The 21,069-nt window shown below is 59.1% G+C and carries 17 protein-coding genes; 8 read left to right on the top strand and 9 right to left on the bottom strand.

What is annotated here, in order from left to right; all coding sequences use genetic code 11:
- Window positions 1–115: 115 nt before the first annotated feature.
- Window positions 116–1,030, bottom strand: coding sequence for a LysR family transcriptional regulator (locus tag V0R60_RS05770; RefSeq protein WP_136475793.1), 915 nt, complete (start codon window positions 1,028–1,030; stop codon window positions 116–118).
- 198 nt (window positions 1,031–1,228) lie between these two features.
- Between V0R60_RS05770 and V0R60_RS05765 the strand changes: the two genes are divergently transcribed.
- From V0R60_RS05765 to V0R60_RS05755, 3 genes are all read left to right on the top strand, one after another.
- Window positions 1,229–2,251 (top strand): zinc-dependent alcohol dehydrogenase family protein, encoded by a 1,023-nt coding sequence (locus V0R60_RS05765; RefSeq protein WP_330079025.1) that lies wholly within the window; start codon window positions 1,229–1,231, stop codon window positions 2,249–2,251.
- 461 nt (window positions 2,252–2,712) lie between these two features.
- A complete protein-coding gene (locus V0R60_RS05760) occupies window positions 2,713–4,239 on the top strand; it encodes a hypothetical protein (RefSeq protein ID WP_330079026.1) in 1,527 nt (508 codons plus the stop codon).
- Entirely contained in the window at window positions 4,239–5,642 is a 1,404-nt protein-coding gene (locus V0R60_RS05755) for an aminotransferase-like domain-containing protein (protein WP_330079027.1), read from the top strand. The genes V0R60_RS05760 and V0R60_RS05755 overlap by 1 nt, the downstream gene beginning before the upstream one ends.
- Here the strand turns inward: V0R60_RS05755 and V0R60_RS05750 are convergent.
- On the bottom strand, window positions 5,624–6,544 hold the full coding sequence (locus V0R60_RS05750; RefSeq protein ID WP_330079028.1) for a SphA family protein: 921 nt from the start codon (window positions 6,542–6,544) through the stop codon (window positions 5,624–5,626). The two genes, V0R60_RS05755 and V0R60_RS05750, sit on opposite strands and share 19 nt — an antisense overlap.
- A gap of 385 nt (window positions 6,545–6,929) precedes the next feature.
- On the opposite strand from V0R60_RS05750, the gene V0R60_RS05745 reads away from it, so the two are divergent.
- From V0R60_RS05745 to pgm, 3 genes are all read left to right on the top strand, one after another.
- Window positions 6,930–8,582 (top strand): VRR-NUC domain-containing protein, encoded by a 1,653-nt coding sequence (locus V0R60_RS05745; protein ID WP_330079029.1) that lies wholly within the window; start codon window positions 6,930–6,932, stop codon window positions 8,580–8,582.
- A complete protein-coding gene (locus tag V0R60_RS05740) occupies window positions 8,579–10,840 on the top strand; it encodes an ATP-dependent DNA helicase (RefSeq protein WP_136475804.1) in 2,262 nt (753 codons plus the stop codon). The genes V0R60_RS05745 and V0R60_RS05740 overlap by 4 nt, the downstream gene beginning before the upstream one ends.
- Before the next feature lie 93 nt (window positions 10,841–10,933).
- On the top strand, window positions 10,934–12,571 hold the full coding sequence (gene pgm, locus V0R60_RS05735; RefSeq protein WP_136475806.1) for a phosphoglucomutase (alpha-D-glucose-1,6-bisphosphate-dependent): 1,638 nt from the start codon (window positions 10,934–10,936) through the stop codon (window positions 12,569–12,571).
- 100 nt (window positions 12,572–12,671) lie between these two features.
- Here pgm and V0R60_RS05730 read toward each other — a convergent pair whose 3' ends face one another.
- Complete coding sequence (locus tag V0R60_RS05730) at window positions 12,672–12,959, bottom strand: hypothetical protein (protein ID WP_330079030.1); 288 nt, start codon at window positions 12,957–12,959, stop codon at window positions 12,672–12,674.
- Window positions 12,960–13,155: 196 nt separating this feature from the next.
- Here V0R60_RS05730 and V0R60_RS05725 point away from each other — a divergent pair, with 196 nt between their 5' ends.
- On the top strand, window positions 13,156–14,064 hold the full coding sequence (locus V0R60_RS05725) for an SDR family oxidoreductase (RefSeq protein ID WP_136475810.1): 909 nt from the start codon (window positions 13,156–13,158) through the stop codon (window positions 14,062–14,064).
- Window positions 14,065–14,141: 77 nt separating this feature from the next.
- Complete coding sequence (ku, locus tag V0R60_RS05720) at window positions 14,142–15,002, top strand: non-homologous end joining protein Ku (protein ID WP_330079031.1); 861 nt, start codon at window positions 14,142–14,144, stop codon at window positions 15,000–15,002.
- Window positions 15,003–15,090: 88 nt separating this feature from the next.
- Here the strand turns inward: ku and V0R60_RS05715 are convergent, their stop codons facing one another.
- The 6 genes from V0R60_RS05715 to ligD are packed head-to-tail and all read right to left on the bottom strand — an operon-like array spanning window position 15,091 to window position 20,911.
- Window positions 15,091–15,756, bottom strand: a complete 666-nt coding sequence (locus V0R60_RS05715; protein WP_136475814.1) for a glycosyltransferase — start codon at window positions 15,754–15,756, stop codon at window positions 15,091–15,093.
- A complete protein-coding gene (locus V0R60_RS05710) occupies window positions 15,753–16,352 on the bottom strand; it encodes a class I SAM-dependent methyltransferase (protein WP_136475815.1) in 600 nt (199 codons plus the stop codon). Before V0R60_RS05710 ends, V0R60_RS05715 begins: the two co-directional genes overlap by 4 nt.
- Complete coding sequence (locus V0R60_RS05705) at window positions 16,349–17,113, bottom strand: PIG-L deacetylase family protein (protein ID WP_136475817.1); 765 nt, start codon at window positions 17,111–17,113, stop codon at window positions 16,349–16,351. Before V0R60_RS05705 ends, V0R60_RS05710 begins: the two co-directional genes overlap by 4 nt.
- A complete protein-coding gene (locus tag V0R60_RS05700) occupies window positions 17,110–18,132 on the bottom strand; it encodes an acyl-CoA dehydrogenase family protein (protein WP_330079032.1) in 1,023 nt (340 codons plus the stop codon). Before V0R60_RS05700 ends, V0R60_RS05705 begins: the two co-directional genes overlap by 4 nt.
- Window positions 18,129–18,401, bottom strand: coding sequence for a hypothetical protein (locus V0R60_RS05695; protein ID WP_371922265.1), 273 nt, complete (start codon window positions 18,399–18,401; stop codon window positions 18,129–18,131). The genes V0R60_RS05700 and V0R60_RS05695 overlap by 4 nt, the downstream gene beginning before the upstream one ends.
- The gene (ligD, locus tag V0R60_RS05690) at window positions 18,401–20,911 is read right to left on the bottom strand and encodes a DNA ligase D (RefSeq protein ID WP_330079033.1); all 2,511 of its coding nucleotides are present in this window, start codon (window positions 20,909–20,911) and stop codon (window positions 18,401–18,403) included. The genes V0R60_RS05695 and ligD overlap by 1 nt, the downstream gene beginning before the upstream one ends.
- Window positions 20,912–21,069 lie beyond the last annotated feature (158 nt).

The following is a 21,069-nucleotide window of genomic DNA, read 5'->3' as shown; positions in this document are numbered from 1 at the left end:
CCAATTATGCCCCCATGAGTCGTGGAATCCATTGGATTTAGACAGACGGCAGTGGACTTAAATTGTCAATAAACCTTTGTTATAAAACAATTTTATGGAATTTAGTGGAATTCCATTACAGGCTATCCGGGTCCCCAAAGAACATCTGAATCCTCGACCGCAACCAGCGCTCACCCGGATCATTATCCTGAGACCCACGCCACGCCATGTGCAGCTCAAAACTCTGCACCTCGAGTGGCGGATCCTCGGCTCGTAGCCCGCCCGCCGCGGTCAGCGCTTCGGCGGTGTAGTCGGGTACGGTGGCGAGGATGTCGGTGCCTGACAGCAGGCTGCCCAGGCCATTGAATTGCGGTACAGCCAGCACGACATGACGCTTGCGGCCGAGTTTTTCCAGGATTTCGTCCATGAAACCACCCAGGTCGCCGGCGAACGACACCAGGGCATGGGGACGGGCACAGAAGTCGTCCAGGCTCAGGCTGCCAGGCATGCTGTCGGCGCGCAGTACTTTTGGTTTGCTGCGGCGCAGTACTTTGCGCTTGGCGTTGGCAGGCAAGTCGTTGGTCCAGCTGACGCCCACCGAAATTTCACCGCTGGCAAGCAAGGCCGGCATCAGCAGGTAATTGACCCTGCGTACCACCAGAACGATGCCCGGGGCTTCGGCACGTATGCGTTTGAGCAACTGCGGCAGCAGGGCGAACTCGGCGTCGTCCGACAGACCGATGCGAAACACAGTGGTGCTGGTGGCTGGGTCGAAATCAGCCGCGCGGCTGACGGCTGTAGAGATCGAGTCCAGGGCGGGCGAGAGCAGGGCGAAGATTTCTACGGCGCGCGCCGATGGTTCCATGCTGCGGCCGGTGCGCACGAACAATGGGTCGTCGAACAGGCTGCGCAAGCGTGACAATGCTGCACTGATCGCCGGCTGGCCGAGAAACAGTTTTTCGGCTGCGCGGGTTACGCTGCGTTCATGCATCAGCGTCTCGAAGACGATCAGCAGGTTCAGGTCGACGCGACGCAAGTCGTTACGGTTCATCGGCTCGGCTTCACTGGACGGTTGGGGCAGGGGTGAATCTTAAGGGTAAAGGCTGTTACCCTGCACCGCATAATTTGCCCAGAGCGGCATATCCTTAATCAATGACAAGCATGTCGACTATTAATGGCCACAGATGGTCTAACCGTGAAAGCCCGGATAGAGTTCAGGGTATTAGAGGTTCACTAGGCGAGGTTTGCGATGTCCCGCATGATCCGTTTCCACAAGTTCGGCCCGGCCGAGGTGCTCAAGATCGAAGAGCAGGTCGCGGCGCAGCCAGCTGCCGGTGAGGTGCAGGTCCGCGTTGAAGCGATCGGTATCAGTTGGTACGACGTGCTCTGGCGGCAGAACCTGGCGCCGTCCCAGGCACGCTTGCCCGCCGGTATCGGGCATGAAATGGCGGGTGTGGTCGTGGCCGTGGGCGAGGGCGTCGATGACCTGGCAGTGGGTGACAAGGTCGCCAGCTTTCCGGCCTGCAGTGCCAACGAGCATCCGGTGTACGGCGAGGTCATTGTGCTGCCACGTACGGCATTGACCCGCTACCCAGAGATACTTTCGCCGATCGAGGCCAGTGTCCATTACACGCCGTTGCTGATGGCCTATTTTGCCTATGTCGATCTGGCCCGGGCCAAGGCCGGGCAAACCGCGTTGGTCACCGATGCCAGCCATTGCGCCGGTCCTGCCTTTGTGCAACTGGGCAAGGCGCTGGGGCTCAAGGTATTTGCCGCCACCAAGGATGCCGATCAGCGCGACAATCTGATCAAGCTGGGTGCCGACAAAGTGATCGTCACCGAAGAGCAAGACCTGCTCATGCAGATCAATAAGTACACCGACAACCGCGGTGTCGACATGGTTCTCGATGGCCTTGGTGGCCCGCAGATGTCGTTGCTGGGTGATGTCCTGGCGCCGCGCGGCAGCCTGGTGCTTTACGGCTTGCAGGGTGGCAACCAGACGCCTTTCCCGGCCTGCGCCGCGTTTCAGAAGAATATTCAGTTCTTTGTGCATTGCATCGGCAATTTCACGGGCAAGCCGGAACTTGGCATTACACAGGACCAGGTGGCGCTGCAGCGGGCGCTGCGTGACATCAACCAGTTCACCGCTGACAAGCTGCTGACGCCGCAGATCATCAAGGTTTACCCCTTCGAGCGGGTTGTCGAGGCCCATCGCTACATGGACGAATGCCCCTGTGGTGGACGACTGGTGCTGGAGATGGCTGACGCCTGACACCTTGCCCGAGGTGTTTATCAGTGAAAAGCCCGAGCGTTGCTCGGGTTTTTTTATCGGCATTTAATCTTGGGTTTCGCCGTTGTCGACAACTACGCCGACGATTTAGTTAAGTCGCTCAATTGGGATGACGCTGGAAGCGTATTCCATGGTGTGTCATCTGGATGTAATCAAATAGCCGTTCTGCGCTGAACGGCTTTTTTTGCTTATTCTGTATCTTTTATTCGTTGGCCAAGCCCCGATAATGAGCTGTACTTATTACACTCAGGGAGTGAGTCGATATGAATGAGAATCCCATGATTAAGGTGGTTTTTCAGGCCGCGGCGGGTACTGCAGTCTGGGTTGATTGGTGCGTGTTTAGATTGCTGTAAATTCTTGTAGGAGCTTGTGGGAAGTTTCCTAGGAAGTTAGCTGGCTTTTTGTTTCTGCTGATTTTAAATATTTGCAGAAGCGCACTTTAGATGGCCGGAATCGATATTCAGGTGGGCGTAATGGGCAGTATTCACGATCAAGCCATGCAGTATATCTATCAGCAAGTATTGCAGCGTGTGCTTGAGCATTTGTCGCAAGCGCAAAAGGCATCGCTGCAATTATTGGTTCAGCGATTGATTGTGGCGGCCGGTGGCCTTGAACGGACCAAGGGATTGCGCTTGATGTTCGTGTTTGATGCCAGTTTGCGCTGCGCCCAGGCCCTGGCCTGTGTGCGAGCTGCGCAGTTGAGCATTGCGGCCCGCGCACCTCACACCTTTCACTTGCGTATTGCCACGGCGTGGCAAGCCGGGATGAGCACCACAGCACAAGCGAACATCGATAGCACGTTCTCACGATTGTTCATGCACGATGATCCACGCGTCGAGTTGCTGGTGCTCGATGCCGACGAACTGCTGTCCTACGATAATCGTCGCGCTCCATCTGACGCGCAACAACTGGCAGAGCGTCAGGAGTGGCTGTTGTGTGGTCACCTTGGCGGCGGTTCGCCGCTGTTGGCCAACTTTGCCAGCCACGGTTATTTGCACCTGGCTGAGCTGGCTCGCCAGGCTATTACCTGGCAGGGTCGCGTCGACGCGGTGATCAATGCGGACTCACTGGCCGATCGCAAGCGTTACCTGGCCTGGAGTAGGCGCTCGCTGCGTAACGCCGAATTGCTTGGTGCACGGCCTATTCATAGCTGCGCCGCAGCGCTGCTCGAAGGAATGGGTGAGCTGCACAGGCGCTACTTGGACTTGCTGCAAGGGCACGAGTCAGCTTTCGTACCAGCAGGTGCCGAACCCGAATTTGGCGAGCAGCCGGCATTGCGCTTTATCACAATCGACGATCTGGTGGCTGACCATGAAACGCTCCATGCCAAGCGACTGAGTCGCTTTCTGGGCTACAACTTCGACCAGCAGGCCGACCCCGGTGGTCACAGCGGAATCGCCAACCCATTGTTGTTAGCGCATCTGCAGGGGTTAAAAGCCGAGTTCATCGACAACACTCAATACGGTGATGGCATTCACCTGTATCTGCAGCAAACCCGACAGCGAATGCAGCGCAACGATGACTTTGCCACGGTTGAAACGTGCATTTTCGACTATTGGCAGACTGGCGAGCTGGAGCAACGACGTGGCGAGGCTAATGATTTTGCCTCGCAGGCTTATGGCCTGAGCGAAGCGCAATTGGTTTGCCAGTTGTTCAGTCCGTTCGTGGGGCGGGGTGCGCAGCTTGAAACATTCCTGTGCCGCTGCCATCCCGGCATGCTGGTGGCCATGCCTTACTTGCACAAGGCATTGCAGGGGCAGTCGGCACCGGAGCCGGTGGTGCAGTGGTTGGTGGACACCAGTGGTTTGCCACTGCCTATGCTGCAGAAGCTGTATAGCCGTGATGCGTTGGCTGGCGGCTCGCAGTGCCTGTTGTCCCGCTTGCGCGTGCGCGGTGCCAACCTGCGACATCTGAAGTACCGCGCTGCCAATAGCGTGTTGAGCGATGGCGAGCAGGCCGGCATTTGCTGATGAAGGACAAGACAAAACACAACAGGTTTGCCTATCAGGCGGTACACCGCTACTTGACTGAACTGATTTCCCAGTTGGCGCCAGGTACCTGTAACAAGTTGCCGTCGTTGCGAGATTTGGCGCGCCGATTGGATGTTTCCATCTCGACCATCCAGCATGCCTACTCGATGCTCGAACACGAAGGGCGTGTGCAGTCGGTGCCCAAGTCCGGTTACTTTGCCCGAGGCAGAGAGATCATCGTCCAGGCACAAAGTGGCGAGGATCTGTTGCACGACTTGCAGGCGCACGCCAGTCGTTCGCAAATGCTGGTGTTCAATGGTGAGCAGTCGCTGTCATCGCTCGAGACCAATCTGCTGGGTATCGAGCGCCAGTTGCTTCGTCAACATCCAAGGTTCACCGGGCTCGTTCACAGCAATGGCGACCTGGAACTGCGAACCGCACTGGCGGCGCACTACACCCAGTCGGTGCAGCTGTATTGGAGTGCTGACGATGTCTATCTATCGTCGGACCTGTACTCGCTATTCGAAACCTTGCTGGCCGCATTGGAATTGCAGGGCAGTACGATTGTGGTGACATCACCCTGTTCCTGGCGTTTGCTGCGGATTCTGCAAGCGTGCGGGCTACGGGTAATCGAAATGCCGCTGAACAGTGATGGCGGCCTGAACCTTGAGCACTTCGCCTACCTGCTCCAGCGAGAGCCGGTGCGCATTGTCATGTTGGCTTCACGCTTGAACAGCCCGCATGGCAGCCTGTTGCCCCACGTGCAGTACCAGGCCATCAGTGAACTGCTGGATCTACACGGGGTGTGGTTACTGGAAAACGACCTGGATGCCGAGTACTGCTTCGCCGCACATCCTCAGGTTTGTCTGCGAGAGATGGTCGATCCGCAGCGCCTGCTGGTGTTTTCCTCGCTGGAGCGCACGGTGGGAGCCGAAGCGCCATTCGCCTATCTGTTGTCGCGCCATTGCCCGCAGCAGCTCCAGCGCCAGTTCCTGGCCAGGGGCTTTCATTTGCCGCCCTTGCGCCAGCAAGCTGTGGCACGGCTGTATGGCAAGGGGCGCATCGATATCCATCTGGAGAAGGTACGCCTGCGTCTGTTCGAGCGGGTTACCCATCTTTATCAGCAAATGCAGGTTTACCTGGGCGCGCACATGCAGTTCAAGATGCCTGCCGGCGGCACGACGATCTGGGCGCATACCCGGACGCTGGTGGACATGCGGGTGTTGTTTCAGCGCCTGCTCGAGCAGGGCCTGGTCATCGTCCCAGGTGAATTGTTCAGCTTGCAGGGTGACTACCGCCAGTACCTGCGCCTGGGCTGTCCATCCAGACAGTCACATGACCTGCAGATTGGGCTGAAGGTATTGCGCGAGGAGCTGCAGCGGGCTCAAAAGGCCAAAAGGTAGCGAACGCTCAGTTGATCGCCCTCGCTTCGATTGCGAGCCCCGGATTCGCTGTAGTAGTTGATGAACACGCTGTGGCCACCTGTGCTGTAACGCACACCCGGTCCGAAGCCGAATACCTGCTCCTTGGAGTCCTTCTGGCGATGGCCGTCTATTTTGTCGGCACTTATCTGCTTGAGGTGATAGCCGGCCACGCCCACGCGCCAATGATCGTCCAGTGCGTATGAAGTGGCAAAGTTGCTGTGCAGTGCTTCGCCGGGTTGTATGTCGCCGGCTTGCAGTTGCTGTGCCGGACTGTCATTGCGACTGTTCCAGGCATAGTGCAGCCGCCCGCTGAACTCCAGGCGTTCGCTTGCCATCCAAGTAAAGGCGTAGTGGGGATTGAAGGTCCAGACATTGCTTCCAGTGTTGATCTGCGCGCGCTTGTCATAGTCACCGGTTGGCAAGGTGAAGACGAAATTCAAGCGTTGCCAGAAGGGCCGCCCGAACAACATCACCGGATCCCATTGCAATAGCAGTGGGCTGACTATCAGATCGCCTTGACGGGTGCGGGTACCTTGCGGACCGCCGTCGATATCCAGATCCAGGTGTACCAGCGGTAACAGTACTTCGGCGCCGTAATAGGCTCCGGCGATGCGCTGCTTGCTGATGTAGGCGAAGTGCGGCAGTACGGTGGTGCTTCGTATCCGCTGGCGCCCTGGCACCGAATGGCCGCTGGCATCCACGGCCTGGTTACTGCGGTTGTACTGGACGGGTAGCTCAAAAAGCATTCCCGGTTGTGTGATGCCATCCAGAAAACTAGTGTTGCCCAAAGGCAGGGGCGGCAGGCTGACACTATCGGCCTGGGCTTCCAGGCACAGCAGCGGCCAAAGCAGGCCAAGGGCGGGCAGGTGAGGGGCACGCATGCATAAGTCTCTCTAATTATGTGTTTGTCAAAGCGGCTTGGCGGCGCAGTAAGCATCGATGTGCAAAAGTGTCGTCGTATATCGTTGCTGTTCCGAAATTGATACAGCTCTTGGCGCAATATGTCGTCTACGCAGCCTTGAATTGCGCAAACTGCAACTGTAGCGGCTTTGATTGGGTTGAGTAGCCGGCAACTTGGTCTTCTGCGTTCTTTTTGTAGAACGATGCGGATTCCTGATTTGCTTTTTAACCGAGGGGAATAGATTTGTGGCTCTCTGCGCAACTGCCGATCGACACCCCTTGCCGATCAGTGGTGCTCCAGCAGGTTGCCAAAAGTGGTGATCTGTATGTATAACCAGTGTCATTGAGCCTGCCAGTAGCCTTGCCGTGATTGCCCATTCTGTCGACGACCCGTTTTACTACCTGTACAACTTCCAGCAAGTGCTGAATTGGATCGGGCAGCGCTATGCCGATCTGCTGGACGAAAACGAGCAAACCTTTATCGAACGATTCGCCGAGCAACCGCGTGCTTCCCAGGCGTTGCTGGTGCGTATGGTGATGCGCAAGGGTGAACTGTTTCGTCCAAGCAAGCTCGTCTACGCAGAAATCGGAGCACCCTTGGCGGCATTGCAACCTTTGCTGGAACACAGCTGGGTTACCGATGACAGCCCCTTGAGTCTCGAACAGCTGTTTCAAGTGTTGCGCAAGGATGAAATCGCCAGCGGGTTTAGCGCCCACCTGATTCGTCCTCGGGCGGCCAAGGCTGAGCTTTTTACCCAATTGCAGGCGCTGGAACTGACACCGCGACCTTTGCACGACTGGATGCCCGACTTTGCCGAGCCCATCCTCACGCTGCAGTTGCAAGCGCTGTGCGATCGTTTTCGTCTGCTGTTCTTCGGCAATCTCTATCAGGATTGGTCGGAATTCGTCCTCGCGGACCTGGGGCTGATGCGCTATGAACAAGTGGCTTTCAGTGAGCAATCAAGGGCATTGAAACACCGTGGGGACGTTGATCTGGCCCTGGCCTTGCACCGCTGCGCCGAGAGGCTGGAGCAGGGAGCTACGGCGCAAGAGGTGCTGACTCAACTGGAAACGTTGCAAAGCGACAATCCATGGTTGTTACGGCGACGTTCGCGGCTGCTGTACCAGTTGGGTCAACACAGCGAGCGCCTGGGCGACTGGAACCTGGCTTTGCAGATCTACCCGCGCAGCCAACACCCACAGGCGCGGATTCGCCGCATCCGAGTACTCGAGCGCAGCGAGCAATGGTCAGCGGCGCATGCCTTGGCCACGCAAGTTGCCGCGCATCCGGCCGGGCCAATAGAGGCTCAAGCGCTGGCGCGAATTCTGCCGCGCTTGCAGCGCAAGCTTGGTGGTCCCCCTCAGCCGCGACGAGCAAAGCCCTCAACCGCTTTGATCGAGCTGCAATTGCCGATCGAGCAGGCATTGCTGGGGGTCGAGCGGGCAGTGCAGGTGCACCTGGAACAGGAGGGCGGCCAGGTACATTACGTCGAGAACACGCTGTTCAACAGCCTGTTCGGCCTGCTGTGCTGGGACGCCATCTTCGCGCCGCTGCCCGGCGCCTTCTTTCACCCATTCCAGAGTGCGCCGCAAGACTTGCACGATCCGGAATTCCAGGCGCGTCGCATTGCTTTGTTCGACGATTGCCTGGAACAACTGGACGACGACCGCTACCAGCACACCATCGGCCGGAACTTTATTGCCAAACAGGGCCTGCAGTCGCCTTTTGTCTTTTGGCAGGGACTCGATCAGGCTTTGCTCGATCAAGCGCTGGCTTGCCTGCCGGCAGTGCATCTCAAGCGCTGTTTCGAGCGCTTGCTGGAGGATATTCAGGCCAATCGTGCCGGCATGCCCGATCTGATCCAGTTTTGGCCCGAGCAGCAGCGCTACCGCATGATCGAGGTCAAAGGGCCGGGTGATCGCCTTCAGGACAACCAACTGCGCTGGATCGATTTCTGTACTGAACACGGTTTGCCTATCGAGGTATGCCATGTGCGCTGGATAGCGCAGGCAACATGAGTTATCGCGTGGCGGTGCGGGCGCTGTGTGAGTTCAGCGCCAAGGTTGGCGACCTTGACCTGCGCTTCACCCCTTCGCCGACCGCGCAGGAGGGAATCAGCGGCCATCAACGGGTAGTGGCTCGACGCGGCCCGCACTATGAGGCTGAGGTCAGTCTTGAAGGGCAATTCGGTGCGTTGCAGGTACGCGGCAGGGCAGATGGCTATGACCCACAGCTCAACCGTCTGGAGGAAATAAAAACCTACCGCGGTGACCTGGCGCGCCAGCCGGAGAACCATCGTCAGTTGCATTGGGCCCAGGCAAAAATCTATGCCTGGTTGCTCTGTCAGCAACGTCAGCTTGCCGCAATCAACCTGGCCTTGGTGTACCTGAATGTCGATAGCGACAGTCAGACACTGATCGAGCAGCATTGTACGGCCCCTGAACTTGAACAGTTCTTCAATGCCCAGTGCGGGCTGTTCGTGCAATGGGCCGAGCAACAACTGCAGCGTGTGGCGCTGCGCGATACTGGCTTGCACAACCTGAGGTTTCCCCATGGCCAGTTCCGTCGTGGTCAGCGTGAGCTCGCCGAAACCGTCTATAAGGCAGTCAGTACTGGACGCTGTTTGATGGCACAGGCGACCACGGGCATCGGCAAGACCCTTGGCACCTTGTTTCCGTTACTCAAGGCCGTGGTCCCGCAGCAGTTAGACAAGGTTTTCTTCCTGACCGCCAAGACTCCCGGTCGCGCCCTCGCCCTGGAAGCCTTGCATCAGGTCCATCACAGCGCGCCCGGCATTGCCCTGCGTAGCCTGGAACTGGTCGCTCGCGACAAGGCCTGCGAGTACCCAGGCACTGCCTGCCACGGCGAAGCCTGCCCGCTGGCCAAGGGTTTCTACGATCGCTTGCCGGCTGCTCGACAGGCCGCCCAGGCGCTGGCCATTCTCGATAAGGCTGCACTTCGCGAAATTGCCTTGGCGCATCAGGTCTGCCCCTATTATCTGGGGCAGGAAATGGCACGATGGGTTGACGTGGTGGTGGCTGACTATAACTACTACTTCGACCAGAGCGCCTTGCTGCATGGCCTCGCTCAGGTGAATCAGTGGCGTGTGGCATTGCTGGTGGATGAAGCGCACAACCTGGTGGAGCGTGCGCGGCAGATGTACAGCGCCAGCTTTGACCAGTGGCAATTGCAGGCACTGCGTAAAAGCAAACCCGCCGGCATGGGCAGCGCCCTGGACCGCCTCAATCGTCAATGGAATGCCTTGCACAAGACTCAACTGATGCCGTATCGGGTGGTCGAGGAACTGCCGGAAGCGTTCCTCAAGGCGTTGCAGCACTGTGTCGGTCTGATCCAGGAGCAACTGAATCAGCAACCTACGGGCATCGATCCGGCGCTGTTGCAGTTTCTCTTCGATGCCTTGCAGTTCATCCGCATCAGCGAGTTGTTCGACGGCCATTTCATTTTTGATATCAGTAAGCGCGAAGGGCCGGGCAGGCGCAGCCTTTCGACCTTGTGCCTGCGCAATGTGGTCCCCGCTGCACAGATAGGCCCGCGCATGGCCAGCACCCGTAGCGCAACTCTGTTTTCCGCAACCCTGAGTCCCAGGCATTACTACACCGACTTGCTCGGCATGCCCGCAGACACCGCCTGGCTGGACGTGACGTCGCCCTTTGCCGCCGAGCAACTGCGCGTGCAGGTGGTCAGCAATGTCTCTACCCGTTATCAGCATCGTGCTGCCTCGATTGCACCGATCGTCGAGCTGATTGCGGCGCAATATGCGCTGGAACCCGGCAATTACCTGGCGTTTTTCAGCAGTTTCGAATACCTGCAACAGGTGGCCGGGCGGCTCGCTGCCGAGCATCCGCAGATTGTCCAGTGGCGTCAGGCACCGGGTATGGATGAAGGCCAGCGCCAAGAATTCCTGCAACGTTTCGAGGCCCAAGGGCGTGGTGTCGGCTTTGCCGTGCTCGGCGGCGCCTTCGCTGAGGGAGTCGACTTGCCTGGTACGCGGTTGATCGGGGCGTTTGTCGCGACCCTTGGATTGCCCCAGGTGAATCCAGTCAATGAGCAAATCAAACAGCGTATGGCGCGATTGTTCGATGCAGGCTTTGACTACACGTATCTGTATCCCGGCGTACAGAAAGTCATTCAGGCGGCAGGTCGGGTGATTCGCGGCACCGACGACAAGGGCATGGTCATGCTCATCGATGACCGCTTCGCCGAGCCTCGGGTGCAAGGCATGTTTCCCACTTGGTGGGCGCCGCAACAGAAATAATCAGGGGGCCGGGGAGCATTGCCATCGCGTGCTTGTCAAAGTGCCAGTAAACTCTGCATTTTTGACCCCCGAACATCTTTCTTGAGGTTTTGCATGAAGCTCAGTCCTTTGGCAGGCAAACCGGCTCCAGCGTCCGTGCTGGTAGATATCCCGCGCCTGTTGACCGCCTACTACACCGGCCAACCCGATCCCAGCATCGCCGCTCAGCGCGTTGCATTCGGCACCTCCGGGCACCGGGGCAGTTCGTTGGACCTGAGCTTCAACGAACACCATGTATTGGCCATCAGCCAGGCTATTTGCCTGTATCGTCAAGCCAAGGGTATCGATGGTCCATTGTTTGTAGGCGCGGACACGCACGCGCTGTCGACCCCGGCAACGGCCAGTGCTTTGCAGGTGCTGGCAGCCAATGGCGTTGAAGTCATGTTGTCCAAGGATGACGAGTACACCCCGACCCCGGCAGTGTCCCACGCCATCATCTGCTACAACCGTGGGCGCAGCAGCGGCTTGGCCGATGGTATCGTCATCACGCCTTCGCACAACCCGCCACAAAGCGGTGGTTTCAAATACAACCCACCCAACGGTGGCCCGGCCGACAGCGATGTGACCAAATGGATTGAATCCAAGGCCAACGAGTTGCTCGTCGCGGGCCTGAAAGACATCAAGTGCATCGAGCACGATCAAGCGCTGCGGGCGAGCACCACGCATCGCCACGACTATGTCAGCAGCTACGTCGCCGACCTGGAAAACGTGATCGATTTCGACGTTATCCGCAGCGCCAACCTGCGGCTGGGTGTCGATCCTCTGGGCGGTGCTGGTGTGCGCTACTGGTCGGCGATTGCCGAGCACTACAAGTTGAATCTGGAAGTGGTCAACACTGAGGTCGATCCAACCTTCCGCTTCATGTGCGTGGATTGGGATGGCCAGATTCGCATGGACCCTTCCTCGCCTCACGCCATGCAAGGCCTGATCGGCCTGCGTGAGCGTTTTGACGTGGCGTTTGCCTGTGACCCGGACCATGACCGCCACGGTATCGTGACGCCGAACGGCCTGTTGGCGCCGAACAATTACCTGGCGGTGGCCATCGATTACCTGTATCAGCATCGCCCGCAGTGGCGCCAGGACGCCGCGGTCGGCAAGACTGTCGTGAGCAGCGGCCTTATCGATCGTGTGACTGCACGCCTGGGCCGTCACTTGTACGAAGTGCCTGTAGGGTTCAAGTTCTTTGCCGACGGCTTGTTCGACGGCAGCCTGGGCTTTGGCGGTGAAGAAAGTGCGGGTGCCTCGTTCCTGCGCAAAGACGGGAGTGTCTGGACCACCGACAAGGACGGCTTGATCCCGGCACTGCTGGCGGCGGAAATCACCGCACGTACCGGGCGCGATCCGAGTCAGGCCTATGCCGAGCTGACCGCTGAATTGGGTGAGCCTTTTGCTACCCGTGTTGAAGCCAAGGCCAATCCGCAGCAGAAGGCGCTGTTGAGCAAACTGGCACCGGAGCAGGTGAAGTCGACAGCGCTTGCCGGTGAGCCGATCGAGCAGATTCTCAGCCATGCACCAGGCAACAGCCAGGCTATCGGTGGCTTGAAGGTCATGACCGCCAATGGCTGGTTTGCGGCGCGCCCATCGGGTACTGAAGACATCTACAAGATCTATGCAGAAAGCTTCATTGACGAAGCGCATCTGCAGCGCTTGGTAGCCGAGGCTCAGGAACTGGTTGACACTGCTATCGCTTGATATCTGCTCCCATTCGATTGACGGGGCGGGTAGATGAAGATTAACAGCCGATCAAAAGCCGACTGAAATCTCGCTCCAGGGGGCTTGGCCCGCGTAAACGCTACTGCAACTCAAGCTGCAGTTGCAAGCCGCCATCATCACACTGTCGATGGTAGTGGACGATCCCGCGGTATGTGCGCCCCTCCCAGACGAACGCGATGCTGTGCGAGCGTTCGAGCTTGGCCGGGACTGGGGCGCGCACCTGCATTTGCAAGCCGGGTTGACCATTGAGGTTCAGTGGCGCCAGTTGCACTTCGCACTCGGCGCTGTGGGCGATGGGGCCGAACAGCGTATCCTGGACGAAATCGATCTGCAGGCAGGTCGGGCACGCCCGGCTTACGTTTCTCATGCCGAAGCTCTCCGTGTAACTAAAACAATGTTGGGTGATTAGTTTTTCGAGGAGAAATCGCCAACAGAGTTCAGCTTTTTTGCACGCAGGACCACTGGTCGGACATCGCCGAAGATTTAGCAAACCTTGGCGCTGGAGTTACTTCCAAAGATAAGCAGCGCCACGCTGGCGCTGGATGCAATTTGGGAGTTAAACAATGGCCAGCGACAAGTCCCGCAACCAGTACCAGATGCAGAATCCGCTCACCCAGTACCCGCAACCACCGTTTCCGGCGCAGTCGCAAGCAGCGCCGGGCCTGGATCAGCAGATGAAGCCCAAGCCCGACCACGGTGAGCAAAGCTATCAGGGCTTCGGTCGACTCAAGGGGCGCAAGGCTTTGATCACTGGCGCCGACTCCGGTATCGGCCGCGCGGTAGCAATCGCGTTTGCCCGCGAGGGTGCTGATATCGTCCTCAACTACCTCCCGGTCGAACAACCGGACGCCCGCGAAGTGATCACGCTGATCGAGGCCGAGGGCCGCCGCGCGATTGCCCTGCCAGGTGATTTGAAAGACGAGGCGTTTTGCCGGGATCTGGTCGATAAGGCCCATGAACAGCTTGGCGGACTGGATATTCTGGTAAACGTCGCTGGCAAACAGGTCGCTCGCAAGGAAGTAGGCCGCATCAGTAGCGAGCAATTTGATGCAACCATGAAGACCAACGTTTATGCGCTGTTCTGGTTGTGCCAGGCGGCAGTGCCGCTGATGCCGGCGGGGGCGACCATTATTAATACCGCTTCGATCCAGTCCTACGATCCCTCGGCTACCTTGCTCGACTACGCCACCACCAAAGCGGCCATCGTTGCCTTTACCAAAGCGTTGGCCAAGCAGGTTATCGAGCGGGGAATTCGTGTCAACGCCGTAGCCCCAGGGCCGATCTGGACGGTGCTGCAGCCCAGTGGTGGTCAGCCCGACGAGAAGATCCCGCAGTTCGGCGGACATACACCGATGAAGCGTCCAGGCCAGCCCGCGGAATGCGCACCGCTCTATGTGCTGTTGGCCTGCCAGGAGTCGAGCTACATTACCGGTGAGATATTCGGGGTTACCGGGGGCAATCCATTGCCCTGATCGTCGGCACCGAAAACCTTCACGCAGCGTTGTAGTCAGACAGACAAGTGCTTTTCAATCGCCCGAGGGAGAACATCATGGCCAGAGCTATCTGGAAAGGTGCCATCAGTTTTGGTCTGGTGCATATCCCGGTGTCATTGAGCACGGCAATCAGTAGCGACCGGGTCGATTTTGACTGGCTCGACGAGCGCAGCATGGACCCGGTTGGCTATAAACGCGTAAATAAGGTGACCGGCAAGGAAATTTCCCGCGAGCATATCGTCAAAGGCGTGGAGTACGAAAAAGGGCGCTATGTGGTGATCAGTGAAGAAGAGATCCGCAAGGCTCGCCCGGAGGCGACTCAGACCATTGATATCTTCTCATTTGTCGACAGTGCCGAGATTCCCTTGCAGCAGTTCGATACACCTTACTACCTGAGTCCGGATCGGCGCGGTGGCAAGGTGTATGCCTTGTTGCGCGAAACCTTGCAGAGCACCAGTAAAGTCGCCTTGGCCAAGGTTGTTCTGCACACTCAGCAGCACCTGGCGCTTTTGCGCCCGCTTGAAGATGCGTTGGTAATGATCACGCTGCGTTGGCCACAGGAAGTGCGTAGCCTGGACAGCCTGGAGTTGGACGCCAGCGTGCGCGATTCGAGCATCGACAAACGCGAGTTGCAGATGGCTAAACGCTTGGTCGAGGATATGAGCGGTACCTGGAGCCCGGATGAATACCGCAACGACTTCAAGGAAACCATCATGGCCCTGGTCGAAGAAAAAGCCCGTCAGGGCAAGATCGCCACGGTGGCCCCAGTGGAAGGTGAAGGCGAGCAGAAAAGCGCAGACATCATCGACCTTACCGAACTGCTCAAACGCAGCTTGGGCGGGCGCAAGGCTGCGGCAAAAAAAGCCCCGGCCAGTAAAAAGACCTCCCCACCCAGCAAGCCTCGGAAAAAAGCCTGATCAGTTGGCCACCGCTGTCTGATACAGATGCCACCAGCGCAGGACGTCAGTGGCGTCGGTGAACACTGTTTCATCAAAGCCTGGCTGGCTACACCGCCGACGCATCGCCCAGGCTGTTGAGAAAGTCGCCAAAGCCACCGCGTACTTTGCAATCGCGCCGGCTACTGGTGGACACGCTGTTGCGGGCGGTCCAGACAATGTGCGCGCCGCATTGCTGCAGGTCGCTGACCAGTTGCACATCCTCATCGAGTGCCAGGGCTTGAAAGCCGCCCACTTGCTGGTAGGCCCGGGCGCAGATACCGAGGTTGGCACCGTGGATATGACGATGATCCTCGCGCGCCTGATAATGAGCCAGATAGCGCTCGCGCAGCCGCGAGTCCTGGTGTGGCTGCCAGGTCTCGACATGCACGGTGCCACATACAGCATCGGCGGCAAATGCCAACTGACACAGCAACCAATGCGCGGGCACACAGCTATCGGCATCGGTAAAGGCCAGCCAACGGGCACCTCTTTCCAGCATCAATGCCGCCCCTGCGCGGCGAGCGTGACCGACATTGCGCGCAGTTACCTTGAGGCTTTCCACACCATGGTTGAGTGCGATGATTTCACTGGCGTCGCTGCAATCGTCCAGCACTACCAATATCTGCACAGGCTCTCCCAGCGCCGACACTGCCCGAGCGGCGTCGGTCAGCGCTTGCAGGCAGGCGCCGAGCAGTTGTTCTTCGTTATGGGCAGGAACGATCACGGCTATCATGGGCAAGGCTCGTCGAGGTCGATGATCTGGGGGGTCACGCACCAGTATTCGAGGAGAAAGTCTGCCTCTTCGTGGCGCAGCTGACGGTGCAGGGTCAGGTGTGCTGCCAACAGTTCATGCGCCTGCTGACCGGTTTGAGGACAGCCCTCGATCGGGTGTAGCCAGTGGCAGAGCAACAGGGCTCCGTCGCTGCTCAAGCTCGCCCGCGCTCGTTGCAATACTTCCAGCCACTGACGCGGATCGAGGTAGTAACCGATCTCGCTGAGCACGATCAGATCGAATTCGCCGCTCGGCCAGTCCTGTGGCAGGCAGCCTTTTTCCACGTGTGCATGGTGCCACGGGCGCAAGCGCTCCCTCGCCAGATGGACGGCGGTGTTATCAAGGTCTTGGCACACCAGGTTTGCCGTGCGCTCGGCCAGTCCAGCACTGAGTTCACCATTGGCGCATGCCGGTTCGAATATTCTTGCGTAATGCTGGCGCGGCAGGCTTGTGAGCAGCACCTCGCGTTTGCGCTTCTCGTACCAGCGGGTGCGAAATGCCCATGGATCATCGTTGCCAGCAAATAGTTGTTCGAAATAGCTCGCGGGTACACTCATGTAAACACCAGTTCAAAAGGTTGCAGAAGACGCGCCAACGCTTCGCGATCCAATACGGGGGGACGTTCTCCATCGGCTTGCAGTTGGCTGGTGTGGGCGGTGATGGCCTGGCGCTTGAGCGCCAGCACAGCCGAGTCGAGAAACAGCTTTTGTGCACGCTGCCAGGGTAGGCGTGGGTCGTCTGGTCGTGCCCAGTGCCAAGCCCAGATCGGCACTTCAATCAGTTGCGCCCCGACGCGCTCGCAGGCCCTGGCACAGGCCCGTCCCACTGCTTCGTGATCGCAGTGGCCATCAAGGCGCCAAGTGGTCAGCACCCGGTCGCCGGGGCGTAACAGGTGAACCAGTCGTTCAGTCAGGCCCCGTTCATGATTGGCTATGGCGCTGTCTGCCAGTCCCAGGCGTAGCCAGGTCAGGTTTTCCATGACCAGTCCGAGGCGCCGCAACGCTTCGGCGCTCTCTCGAGGGCGTTGCTGGCGCAAGCGCTCGCTGGTCCAGTGCCGGGAGTACGGGTGACTGGCTTCGCCATCGCTGACCGATACCACTATCAAGTCATGTTCCCGACCTTGCAGGCTCGCCAGCAGGCCACCACAACCCAGTACTTCGTCGTCCGGGTGCGGCGCTACTACCACCAGGCGCGAGCCTTCAGGAACCAGTTGGTCGAGATGAATTGCCGGGACCGCCTGAAGGGTCGGCGATGCTTGCCAGTGTGACAGCGGGGTGCCGGGTGCCTGGATCGGGTTTTCGGGGGGACGCAAGGTCATAGGTGCCATCCTCCGTCGCCAGCGTTGCCGAGTTGACGGCCTAACTCGGCCAGGTCGCGTTCAGCATGACTTTGACGTATGAACACCGGTAGATCGGCGCTTAAGCGGGCAAAGTGACTGTCGCGGCAGAACGGTGTGGCGCCGAGTGCGCGACCGACGTGATTCAATACCATGGTCGCGGCTGACTCGACCTGGGCACGCAGACGCCGCACCTCACGTTCGGCATTGCTGCCAGGGTGGCTGTCGATCCAGTGAGCAGTTTCGCGCAGCGCCGCCCGTGCGCCCATGAGTGCGGCGTCGATCGCGCCCAGGTGGGCCTGGGCGTGAGGGTCGTTGCGGCTGTTGCAGTGCTCCAGCAAGAATCCGCCAAGGGCCTGGGCGGCACCGTACCAACAGGCTGCAATACCGCCACCGCCGTGCCAGAAGCCCGGGCGTGAAAGGTACTGGCCGCTGCTGCCGACCTGTTGCGCCGGGGTATCGGTGAATTCAACATCGACACTGGCCGTGTTAGCCATGCCTACCGCCTGCCAGCCCTCGTTGAAGATCCTCAATGAGGGTTGATTCAACGCTACCGCCACCAGGTAGGGTCGCTGCTGCTCATCCCATGCCGTGAGCAGGGCATGGTCAATCTGCAGTGCCCCGGAACACCACGCTTTGCGGCCATGCAAGCGTACTTCGTTGCCGTTGCGCGCACTTATCTGCACGCGCGCCGTCGGCGGCTCGGCCGCCCAGACGCCCCAAGTGCCAGAAGTGTCCAGGTGACTGGCGCCGCACTCATGGATGATTGCCAGCGCGTCGGTGTGGCCTTCGAACAACTTGGCCAGGCTCAAGTCGGCGCCGGCAACCTGAGCCAGGACTTGCCAGCGTTGCAGGGTGCGGCCATGGCCGGGCAGAGGCAGTTGGTCCAGGGCATTTTCGCGGCATTGCTGCAGACAGTGCTGCAGTTGGCGGTCGATGCTCAAGGCCAGCGGCCGCTGGGCGAACTGCTGCAGAAAAGCGGCAGGGACGGGTGTGTTCATCTGGTCGACTCCCGTGCAGCGTGGTGGTTATCTGCGCTGTTCTTTTTCAGGCCGCGCAGATTCATTGCGCAGAGACAGAACTGCAGCACGATCAGGGCCCAGGCCTGGGTGTGCCAGCCCCAGATCGCCCATAACAGGTTACTGGCAATAAAACAGACGAAACCGACTCGACGCCGTCGCGGCTGCTGCGAACCAATCCACCAGGCGGCGAGGACTGTCGCCAGCATTGCCGGCCATTGCAGCCAGTCGATCACATCCAGGTCGGTCATCAGTCAAGTCCCAGACGGCGACGCAGGTCTTTGCTGATCGACTGACGGACCTGGCCATAGTCGGCCCACGGATCTGTGCCTTCTGCCAGACGCTCGCCGAGGTTAAGCAGATTCCACTGGTTAGCGCCTTTGAGTTCGGTCAGTTCAGCTCGGGCAATGGGTACGGACACCGGCAAACCTTCGCGTGCGCGGATCGAGTAGGCGCACACGGTGGTAGCGCCTTTGCTGTTGCGCAGGTAGTCAATGAAGATCCGTCCGACGCGATTCTTTGGCCCGGACACCGCCGACAGCCGTTCCGGGAACAGTCCGGCCAAGTGCTGGACAATGGCCTGGCTGAAGCTTTTCACCTCATCCCAGCCTGCGCGACGCGTCAACGGTACGACAATGTGCATACCCTTGCCGCCACTGGTTTTGAGGAACGATTGCAGGCCCAATTCATCAAGCAGCGCCAGTGTCAGCTGGGTGGCCTCAAGCATGGCTTTCCACGGCAGGGCCGGATCTGGGTCCAGATCGAGCACGAAACGGTCAGGCTTGTCGAAGTTCTTTGCCGTGGCGTTCCAGGTGTGCAACTCAAGGGTGTTCATCTGTACCGCACCGAGCAGAGTCTGTGCCTTGTCGATGATCATCAGTGCTTGGCCGGCTTCGGCCTTGTCGTGGCTTTCCAGGTCGGGAATGTTCAGTTGCGCTGCATTTTTCTGAAAGAACAGTTCGCCGGACAAACCATCCGGGGCACGCACCAGTGCTACTGGCCTGCGCTGCAGATGCGGCAGTATCCAGGGCGCTACCTGCGCGTAGTACTCCGCCACTTGGCGCTTGGTAATCCCCGTGCTGGCATCAATGATGCGCTCAGGGTGGGTGAGGTGCAGGTTGCTGGGCAAGGCGGGGTGTTTCGACGGGTGTTTCGACTGATTTTTCACAGGTTGCTCCAGGGCAATGTCGCGCGCTGGTTTGTCATCGCGCAGGCCATGGAATACCGAATGGCGAACCACGCCGTCGCGGGTCATTTGCGCGAAGGCCACTTCGGCCAGCAACTGTGGCTTGAGCCAGTGCACGCCCTTGGCCTCGGCGCCGGTGGGCGCTCTGACGAATTGCGCCTTGCTGGTGTGCAGCGGTACCAGGCGCTGGTGAATGTGTTCGAGGGTCTGGCTGTTGAACCCGGTGCCGACTTTACCGGCGTAGCGCAGCTCGCCGCTGTCTGCATCGTGTAGAGCCAGCAGCAGGGCGCCAAAGGCCTGGCGTGAGCCTTTCGGATCGGTATAACCCACAACCACGAACTCCTGGCGCTGCTTGCACTTGAGTTTGATCCAATCGCTGCTGCGGCGGCTCACGTAGGTACTGCCAAGACGTTTGCCGATCAAGCCTTCGATCTCCATTTTGCAAGCGCTGTCGAGGAGCGATTGCACCGCTTGGGTGAAGTCGGCGCTAAAGCGCAGGCGCTGTTCGTCGGCATCTTCCAGCGCTGCGGCCAGGACCTCACGGCGTTGCTCCAATGGGCATTGACGCAAGTCCATGCCATTGAGAAAAGGCGCATCGAACAGGTAGTAGATGATCTGCTCGTCCTGAGCCTCGTCGAAGGCATTCTGCAAGGCCTGAAAGTCGGCAATACCTTCGGCGTTGTTCACCACCATTTCGCCATCGAGCCAGGCTGATTGCAGGCCGAGTTTGGCCAGCGCCTTGGCTTGCCTGGGCAGTTTGCGGGTCCAGTCGTGGCCGTTACGGGTAAACAGACGCACCTCGTCGCCGTCGAGACGGGCGAGGATACGGTAGCCGTCGAATTTCACCTCGTAGCACCAGTCACCTTCCGGGGGGGACTCAACCAGCGTCGCCAGTTGAGGCTTGAGCTCGGCGGGCAGGGGGCTTGCCTTTGCGGCTGTGAGTGCTCGATTGGCAGGCTTGGCCTGTGCTTTTTTTGGGGTCTTGGTCTTGGTGACTGACTTGGCCTTGCGATCGATCAGGGTGCGCTCACTGAGCACACTGTCCGGTTCAGCGGCGAGAATGTCATAGTCGGCTTGCGGGCGGGCCTGGGCGTCATCGGACTTGACCAACAGCCACTGCTCTTTCTTGCCGTCCAGATGAGTACGAAACAGATTCCAGATGCCGGAGAGCTTTTCACCTTGCAGGCGAAAGCGCAGCTTGCCTTTGGCATAGGCCTTGTGCGGATCTTCTTCAGGGATCCACACCCCGCGATCCCAGACGATGACATCACCGGCACCGTAGTGGCCTTCGGGGATGTTGCCCTCGAAGTCGGCATAGTCCAGCGGATGGTCTTCGACGTGTACCGCCAGGCGCCGGACCTTGGGGTCCAGCGACGGGCCCTTGGGAATGGCCCAGCTTTTCAGGGTGCCGTCCAGTTCCAGGCGAAAGTCGTAGTGCAGATGGCTGGCGTCGTGTTTTTGAATGCAGTACTGCAAGGCATGCGCAGGCGTTTTACCCGCAACGTGCTTGCCTGCGGGTTCCGGGGTGGCGTCGAAATTGCGCTTGCGCGCGTACTCCTGCAGCGGCTTGGCCATGGTGATGTCCTGCGACTTTTGTGCGTTCACATAGCATTGGGAAAGGCCGCGGGGATGGGAGTTCAATCGACTTGCACGCGCTGGCGTAACCTTGGGCGACTCCTCTTGGCGCCGCCGCGCCGTCGCTCTGCTTTAATGGGTCAGACATTTGATGCCGT

The organism is Pseudomonas auratipiscis (genome assembly GCF_036324085.1).
In the GTDB taxonomy this organism is placed as follows: domain Bacteria; phylum Pseudomonadota; class Gammaproteobacteria; order Pseudomonadales; family Pseudomonadaceae; genus Aquipseudomonas; species Aquipseudomonas auratipiscis.
Note: the sequence above shows the minus strand (reverse complement) of the source record. Positions and strands in the feature narration are given on the sequence as shown.